The organism is Dietzia sp. CW19 (genome assembly GCF_014145265.1).
Taxonomy (GTDB): domain Bacteria; phylum Actinomycetota; class Actinomycetes; order Mycobacteriales; family Mycobacteriaceae; genus Dietzia; species Dietzia natronolimnaea.
The window spans coordinates 1-7,213 of the sequence record NZ_JAALEE010000047.1 but is presented as its reverse complement, the minus strand read 5'-3'; the positions used below and the strand labels follow the sequence as shown (position 1 = coordinate 7,213).

Annotated in this window: 9 protein-coding genes; 4 read left to right on the top strand and 5 right to left on the bottom strand. The window is 68.7% G+C overall.

The annotated features are described in order from the left end of the window. Positions 1-990, top strand: a 990-nt coding sequence (locus tag G6021_RS01800; protein ID WP_182640537.1) for a serine hydrolase, incomplete at its 5' end; no start/stop codon positions are given. 76 nt (positions 991-1,066) lie between these two features. Here the strand turns inward: G6021_RS01800 and G6021_RS01795 are convergent. Further along, a complete protein-coding gene (locus tag G6021_RS01795) occupies positions 1,067-1,408 on the bottom strand; it encodes an antibiotic biosynthesis monooxygenase (RefSeq protein ID WP_107748218.1) in 342 nt (113 codons plus the stop codon). A gap of 49 nt (positions 1,409-1,457) precedes the next feature. Further along, positions 1,458-2,072, bottom strand: coding sequence for an NAD(P)H-dependent oxidoreductase (locus G6021_RS01790; protein WP_107748217.1), 615 nt, complete (start codon positions 2,070-2,072; stop codon positions 1,458-1,460). Positions 2,073-2,192: 120 nt separating this feature from the next. Between G6021_RS01790 and G6021_RS01785 the strand changes: the two genes are divergently transcribed. Beyond that, the gene (locus G6021_RS01785; RefSeq protein ID WP_206682639.1) at positions 2,193-2,552 is read left to right on the top strand and encodes a MerR family DNA-binding transcriptional regulator; all 360 of its coding nucleotides are present in this window, start codon (positions 2,193-2,195) and stop codon (positions 2,550-2,552) included. A 120-nt stretch (positions 2,553-2,672) separates the two neighbouring features. Here the strand turns inward: G6021_RS01785 and G6021_RS01780 are convergent, their stop codons facing one another. The 3 genes from G6021_RS01780 to G6021_RS01770 form a co-directional block, all read right to left on the bottom strand. Beyond that, positions 2,673-3,935 (bottom strand): deoxyguanosinetriphosphate triphosphohydrolase, encoded by a 1,263-nt coding sequence (locus G6021_RS01780; protein ID WP_107748215.1) that lies wholly within the window; start codon positions 3,933-3,935, stop codon positions 2,673-2,675. A 73-nt stretch (positions 3,936-4,008) separates the two neighbouring features. Continuing rightward, a complete protein-coding gene (locus G6021_RS01775) occupies positions 4,009-4,626 on the bottom strand; it encodes a YdcF family protein (RefSeq protein ID WP_107748214.1) in 618 nt (205 codons plus the stop codon). Between the two features lie 53 nt (positions 4,627-4,679). After that, positions 4,680-6,074: a glycine--tRNA ligase gene (locus tag G6021_RS01770; RefSeq protein WP_107748446.1), complete on the bottom strand. Its 1,395-nt coding sequence runs from the start codon at positions 6,072-6,074 to the stop codon at positions 4,680-4,682. Positions 6,075-6,252: 178 nt separating this feature from the next. On the opposite strand from G6021_RS01770, the gene G6021_RS01765 reads away from it, so the two are divergent. Together G6021_RS01765 and G6021_RS01760 are read left to right on the top strand one after the other, a co-directional pair. Continuing rightward, positions 6,253-6,624 carry a metalloregulator ArsR/SmtB family transcription factor gene (locus G6021_RS01765; RefSeq protein ID WP_107748213.1) on the top strand — a complete coding sequence of 124 codons (372 nt, stop codon included), beginning with the start codon at positions 6,253-6,255 and terminating at the stop codon, positions 6,622-6,624. A 4-nt stretch (positions 6,625-6,628) separates the two neighbouring features. Then, the gene (locus G6021_RS01760; protein ID WP_107748212.1) at positions 6,629-7,066 is read left to right on the top strand and encodes a Fur family transcriptional regulator; all 438 of its coding nucleotides are present in this window, start codon (positions 6,629-6,631) and stop codon (positions 7,064-7,066) included. Positions 7,067-7,213 lie beyond the last annotated feature (147 nt).

Genomic DNA, 7,213 nt, shown 5'->3' with positions numbered 1-7,213 from the left:
GCGGAGGACGGCGGCGCCGAGGGCATCCGCCTGCCGCAGGCCACCGATGTCCCGGCCGAGGTCGGCGCCGCACTCGACCAGGCCGCCGGGCAGGAGGGCACGCGCGGAATCGTCGCGGTCCACCGGGGCGAGGTACTGGACGAGTGGTACGCCGACGGCTTCGGGCCGGACACCCGGCAGCTCGGGTGGTCCATGGCCAAGAGCGTGGCTGCCACGCTGGTGGGCCGGGCGCAGATCGAGTTCCCGGATGCCGACCTCGATCCCGGGAGCACCGCCCTGCGCTCCGAGTGGACCGACGAGCGAGCGCGCATCTCTCTCGACAACCTGCTGCGCATGACCTCCGGGCTCGAGTGGGACGAGGACTACGACCTGGGAACTCCCATCACCGAGATGCTCTTCTCCGAGCCCGATATGGCCGCGTTCGCCGCTGCCCAACCGCTCGCACACGAACCCGGGACCTTCCGCCAGTACTCGTCGGGCACGACCAACATCGTGTGCGACCTGTTGCACGAGCGCACCGGCCTCGGGCCCGAGATGGCCGACCGCCTACTGTTCGGCCCGCTCGGGATGACCAGTGCGGTCCTCGAGGCCGACGCCTCCGGCCGGTCGGTGTGCAGCTCCTACCTGTGGGCCACGCCGCGGGACTGGGCGCGGTTCGGACAGTTCACGCTGGATGACGGCGAGGTGGACGGTCGCCAACTGCTCCCGGCGGGATGGATGGAGTACGCGACGAGCGTCGTCCCGGCCGGCGGAGAGCCCGAACCCTACGGCGCGCAGTGGTGGCTCAACGATGCCGGCGACGGTTCCCCACTGCGCCTGCCCGGCATACCCTCGGACGCCTACTGGGCCTCGGGCCACGACGGGCAATACATCGTGGTGGTCCCGTCCGCCGACCTCGTGGTGGTGCGAACCGGGTTCTCCCCCGGCGGGTCCATCGGCGCGCTCGGCATCGAGGAGCTGGTTGGCGACCTCACCCGGGCGGTGAGCTGACCGGGAGCTCGTCGCTCGACCTGTCAACGCCAGGTGGCCTCTCGTGCCCGTGCGTTCGCGGACGGACCTGTCGCGCTCAGTCGGCGTCGCCGCTTCCGCTATGGGTGGCGATGAGTGCCACCGGGACGGACACAACGCCTTTGATCAGCGGTGCTATCCCTTCGACGTGTCGCCGGAATCGATCTGTCTCCACCCATGATTCCTTGGCTTCCGCGGACCGGAACCGTGTGACCACGATCAGACTGGCTCCATCCCGGGTTCGATAGACCTCGTTGCCACGCCAGCCGTGGGAGGCTGCCTCCGCTCTCATGTCCTGCATTTCGTCGATCTGAAAGGCAGCAAGCGCGTCGATACCGCCTTCGACAGGGGTGAACGTATTGATCAGAATGAATGGGCTGTGCTTCTGTGAACCGGTCATGGGGACCTTTCCTCCTCGGGTTGATCGGATCACGGCCGGGCGGCCGCGATCAGTTCGGGAACGGGCGGTCCGAACGGGCGTCGGTGAGTACGCCGGCCCACCACTCCAGCTCGGCCAGGGTGACCTTCAGCCGCTCGGTCACGGACTCATCAGGGGCGAAGCGGCTGGCGTCGTCCAGGTGTTGCCACGGGGCCGGCAGGCCCAGGCATCGCCGGGTGGTGACCATGTTCAGCTCTGCCAGCACTCCTCGCAGGTGCTCGATGGCGGAGTACCCACCCTGGACTCCGTAGGCCACGATGGTGGCGGGCTTGAGCTTCCATTCGCCGTAGTGCCAGTCGATGAGCCGCTTGAGCGATGCGGGATACGAGTGGTTGTACTCGGGGGTGACGAACACGAACGCCTCTGCGGCGTCAATGCGCGCGGCTACCTCGCTCCTGGGCCCGCCGCCGGGGTAGAGCTGACTGTCGTCGGGCAAGGTGATCTGAGCAAGGTCGATCACGTCGGCCTCGATGCCACTGCTGCGCTCGAGGGTGGTGACGACCCAGTCGGCGATGGTCGGGCCCACCCGTCCGTCGCGGACGCTGGAGGAGACCACTGCGACCCGTGTCGGGCCGCGCGTGGGGTTGACGAAATGCTCGCTGTTCGGTGGTGTCTGCGTGGTCATGTCCACCACACTGAGGGTTGAACATATGTTGAAGTCAAGGCCCGGTCGTACCCGAAGGTGAGAACCATGACGTTCACTGCATCTCAACCGACTGCCGGTTCTGAAGCGTCTGCCACGGGCTTGATCACCGTTGGTGACGTCGCCGCACGTAGCGGAGTTGCGCCGTCGGCCGTGCGGTTCTACGACAACCACGGCGTGATCAACGCGGTCCGCACCGCGAGCAATCAACGTCGCTTCGACGAGTCCGCCGCCTGCCGCATCCAGATCGCCAAGCTGGCCCAGCGCGTCGGTCTGACCGTCCGGGAAATCGCGGAACTGCTCGGCCCGCTGCCCGCGACGCCGGAGCCCGAGGACTGGAATCGTGTCGCCGACATGCTCATCTCCCAGGCTGAGCAGCGTGTCGCCGACCTCCGAGCTCAACTGGACGCACTCGGGTCGGACGCCAAGCTCTGCGAGATCGGCGCGCGTGTGGAGCACTGAACGCCTGACCTGGCACGCAACAGATTGAGTCCAACGGCTCGTCAACGGCGAGCATCGAAGTGCTGGTGGTCCGGACGTGGTTCTCCGCGCAGGCGAACAGGCGGGACAACCGGGCGGGACTCAGCCCCAGGCCGCCTGGATCCCGGCGCTCGCCCGGTCGATTCGCTCAAGCCGGCTCTCGGTGTACAGGGCCACCTGGTCCACGATCACGCGCATCCGCGCCGCGTCGTCCGGCGCCGCGTCCCACAGCGGTCGGAGTACCGCGTCGAGTCCGGCCGGCGCCGAGTGGGCCAGGTACTCGGCCACCCGGTGGATGCGATCGCGCTGACGGTCCTGACGGGCCCGGTGCCCCGGGTCGCTCATGACGTACCGCACGGCCATGGTCTTGAGCATCACCACCTCGGCCTCCACGTGGACCGGCACCTCGAGGTCGGCGCTGTACCGCCCGTGAGGCACCTCGCCGTGCACCTCGCGGGTGGTGTGGATGGCGGGCATGACGAACCGCCCGACCAGCTGGCTGGTGAGGGCCTTGAGGGCGACCGCTCCGGCGAAGGTGTCCTCGAAGGGCTGCACGGCGCGGACGGCGTCGAGCGCGCCGAGCCGTCCGCCCGCCTCGCGCAGTTGGTCCGCGTCGGGCCCGCGGAACTCCCGCGCGCCCAGTTCGGCCAGTGCCGAGACCTCCGACGGGTCGGTCAGCGACCGCAGGTCCAGCCTGCCGGCCACGATCGCGTCCTCCACGTCGTGGACCGAGTAGGCCACGTCGTCGGAGAAGTCCATGATCTGTGCCTCCAGGCACCGTGTGTCCCCGGGCGCACCCTCGCGGATCCAGGCGAGTGTTTCCGCGTCATCGGGGTAGGCGCCGAACTTGGTGGTGCCCTCTCGCGGCAGCCACGGGTACTTGGTGGCGGCGTCCAGCGCGGCACGGGTGAGGTTGAGCCCGACCCCGCGACCGTCCGCGTCGACGACCTTGGGTTCCAGTCGCGTCAGGATCCGCACGGTCTGGGCGTTTCCCTCGTAGCCCCCGAAGCCTCTGGCGACCTCGTCCAGGGCACGCTCACCGTTGTGGCCGTAGGGCGGATGCCCGATGTCGTGGCTCAATCCCGCCAGGTCGGCGAGGTCGGGATCGCAGCCCAGCCCGGCGGCGATGCTGCGGGAGATCTGCGCGACCTCGAGCGAGTGCGTGAGGCGTGTCCGTGGGGTGTCACCGTCCCCGGGTCCTACCACCTGCGTCTTGTCGGCGAGACGCCGCAGGGCCGCCGAGTGCAGGACACGGGCGCGATCCCGTTCGAACGGGCTGCGCTCACTCGCCGTCCCCTGCGCCCGGCCGGGCCCCTCACCAACCCGGCGCTCGGCGTCTGCAGCGTCGTACGCGTACCCCGTCATGCGCGTCTCCTGTCGGGCGAGTGCGCCCCGTCGTCGTCGGTCCCGGCCGGGCCGGTCCGGTGTTATCGGCGGATCAGCCGGGGAAGTCCACGTCGGTGCCGACGATCCGGTGGTACTGGTACCAGAGCACCGCGCCGGTCTCCCTGATGATGCTCAGGATCTGGTTCTCCCGGGTCCACACCGCGGGCCCCTGCCTGGTCGGCGAGGTCCACGCGTCCAGACCGGCGTCCCGGGCCATCATCCGCGATCGGTACGAATGGGTGGGATCGCTGACCAGCACCACGGACCCACCTCCCTGGTCGCGGACCGTCAGCGCCACGGCGTCCAGACTGCCGACCGTGTTGGTGCCGGTCTCGACCGCCAGGATCGCGGTGGGTGGCACCCCGAGCTCGGTCAGGTACGCGCGACCCGCACCGGCCTCCGTGAAGCGGTCCCCCGGCTGGTTACCGCCGACCGTGATGATCTGGGGTGCGACACCCTCCTCGTACAGGGTGGCGGCGTGCTCGAGTCGGGACTGGAAGACCGGGGTGGGGACACCGTCGTACTGGGCCGCGCCCAGGACGACGATCGCGTCCGCCGTCGTGCGGTCGTCCACCCGCGCAACGTGCCACACACGGAACGCGATGAAGCCGGGGACGACGAGACACAGGAGCAGTGCGATGACCAGGAGCCACCCGATGGCCCTGGACACCGCCCGCAGCGGGGACCGGGATCTGTTCACCCGACCAGTGTGCCAGCGCCGGCTTAGCAGCCGATGAGCCGCTGCGCGAGGTACCCCTCGACCTGATCGATAGCCACCCGCTCCTGCGACATGGTGTCCCGCTCACGGATGGTGACTGCCTGGTCGTCGAGCGTGTCGAAGTCCACGGTGATGCAGAACGGGGTGCCGATCTCGTCGTGGCGGCGGTAACGTCGGCCGATCGCCTGCGCGTCGTCGAAGTCCACGTTCCAACTCTTCCGCAGTTGGGCGGCCAGATCCCGGGCCTTCGGGGACAGGTCGGCGTTCCGCGAGAGCGGCAGCACAGCGGCCTTGAACGGTGCGAGGCGCCGGTCCAGCTTGAGGACGGTGCGGGTGTCGACTCCGCCCTTGGCGTTGGGTGCCTCGTCCTCGGTGTAGGCGTCGATGAGGAACGCCATCAGCGACCGGGTCAGGCCGAAGCTCGGTTCGATGACGTACGGAACGTACTTCTCGCCCGAGGCCTGGTCGAAGTACTGCAGGTCCTCACCGGAGTGGGTCTGGTGCTGCGTGAGGTCGTAATCCGTACGGTTGGCGATGCCCATGAGCTCGCCCCAGCCGCTACCGGAGAATCCGAAGTTGTACTCGAAGTCGATCGTGCCGGCCGAGTAGTGGGCGCGCTCGTCGTCCGGGACGTCGAAGCGACGCATGTTCGCCGGGTCGATCCCCAGGTCCACGAACCAGTCCCAGCAGTCCTCGACCCAGCGCGTGAAGTGCTCGTTCGCCTCATCAGGCTTGACGAAGTACTCGATCTCCATCTGCTCGAACTCGCGGGTGCGGAAGATGAAGTTGCCGGGCGTGATCTCGTTGCGGAACGCCTTGCCGATCTGACCGATGCCGAACGGCGGCTTGCGCCGGGCGGTGGTCATGACGTTCTTGTAGTTGACGAAGATGCCCTGGGCGGTCTCCGGGCGCAGGTAGTGCAGGCCCGTCTCGTTGTCCACGGGGCCGAGGAAGGTCTTCATCAGACCCGAGAACAGCTGTGGTTCGGTCCACATGCCCTTGTTGCCGCAGTTCGGGCAGGCGATGTCGGCCATCGGCACATCGGTCGGGGTGTCCAACTTCTTCTTGGCCGCATAGGCCTCCTGCAGGTGGTCCTGGCGCAGGCGCGTGTGGCAGGACTGGCACTCGACGAGCGGGTCGGTGAAGGTCTCGACGTGGCCGGAGGCCTCCCACACCTTGCGGGGCAGGATGATCGACGAGTCCAGGCCCACGACGTCCTCGCGGCCGGTGACGAAGGTCCGCCACCACTGCTTCTTGATGTTGTCCTTGAGCTCCACGCCCAGCGGACCGTAGTCCCACGCCGAACGGGTTCCGCCGTAGATCTCGCCACACTGGTACACCAGTCCCCGGCGCTTGCAGAGGTTGACGACGGTGTCGATGACGGACGCTGAGGATGCCACGTCGGGGGTTCTCCCTTTGGTGAGTCGGTTGGCGGAGGTGTCGTGGTGGACGGCCTCGGCGCGGGCCGGCGCCCGCGGCACTTCCCACCAGGGTATCCGGTCCACCCCGGCGGTCTGGGATACTGGGGTCCCCACCCGACACGGCGCCGGTCCCCACCGCGCCCGGAAGGTTGCGTCAATGGCATCCGGACCCGAGTCCCCGGCCGACCCCGGGCCTGCCGCGGACATCCACGACCCCGGCCCCCACGCCGATCCCGTGCCGCTGCCACCGCAGCACGTGGTCTCGGCCGCTGGCGAGTTGCTCCGTGCGCTGTCGGCGCCGTTGCGTATTGCGATAGTGCTGCAGCTCCGCGAGGGGCCGCGCTGCGTCCACGAGTTGGTGGACGCCCTGGGGGTCGCGCAGCCGCTGGTGAGTCAGCATCTCCGGGTCCTCAAGTCGTCCAACGTCGTCTCGGCACACCGGCGGGGACGCGAGATCCGCTACGAGTTGCTCGACGACCACCTGTTGCACATCGTCGAGGCGGCCGTCGGGCACGCCGGGGAGGAGTAGGGACGTGTCCACACCAGACAAGGCGATCGGCGTGCGTTCGACCCGTCAACGCAGTGCCATCTCCGCGCTGCTCGACGAGTCCAAGGGGTTCCGCTCGGCCCAGGATCTCCATGCCGAACTCCGCGACCGCGGCGACGCCATCGGACTGACCACCGTCTACCGGACCCTGCAGTCGATGTCCGACGCCGGAGCGGTCGACGTGCTGCGCACCGACTCCGGAGAGTTGATCTTCCGGAAGTGCTCCGACTCGCACCACCATCACCTGGTGTGTCGGGTGTGCGGATTCACGGTGGAGGTCGAGGAACCGGGAGTGGAGACGTGGGCGCACCGCGCCGGCGGGGCCCACGGTTTCACCGAGGTGACCCACACCGTCGAGTTGTTCGGCCTGTGCGAGGCGTGTGTCGCCGCCCGGCGGGACGGGTCGGCGGGGATCGCCGACTGACCCCAGGGTGCGCTGTCGGCGGTGGGGCCGGGGTGCTCAGGCTGTCGCTGGGCATCGCGCCGCGGTGTCCGCAGCGGGCGGTCACTACTGATCGCATTTCCGCTGGAAACCTGCCGCCGAATGGCTCGATTACGACCACTCGCCGAC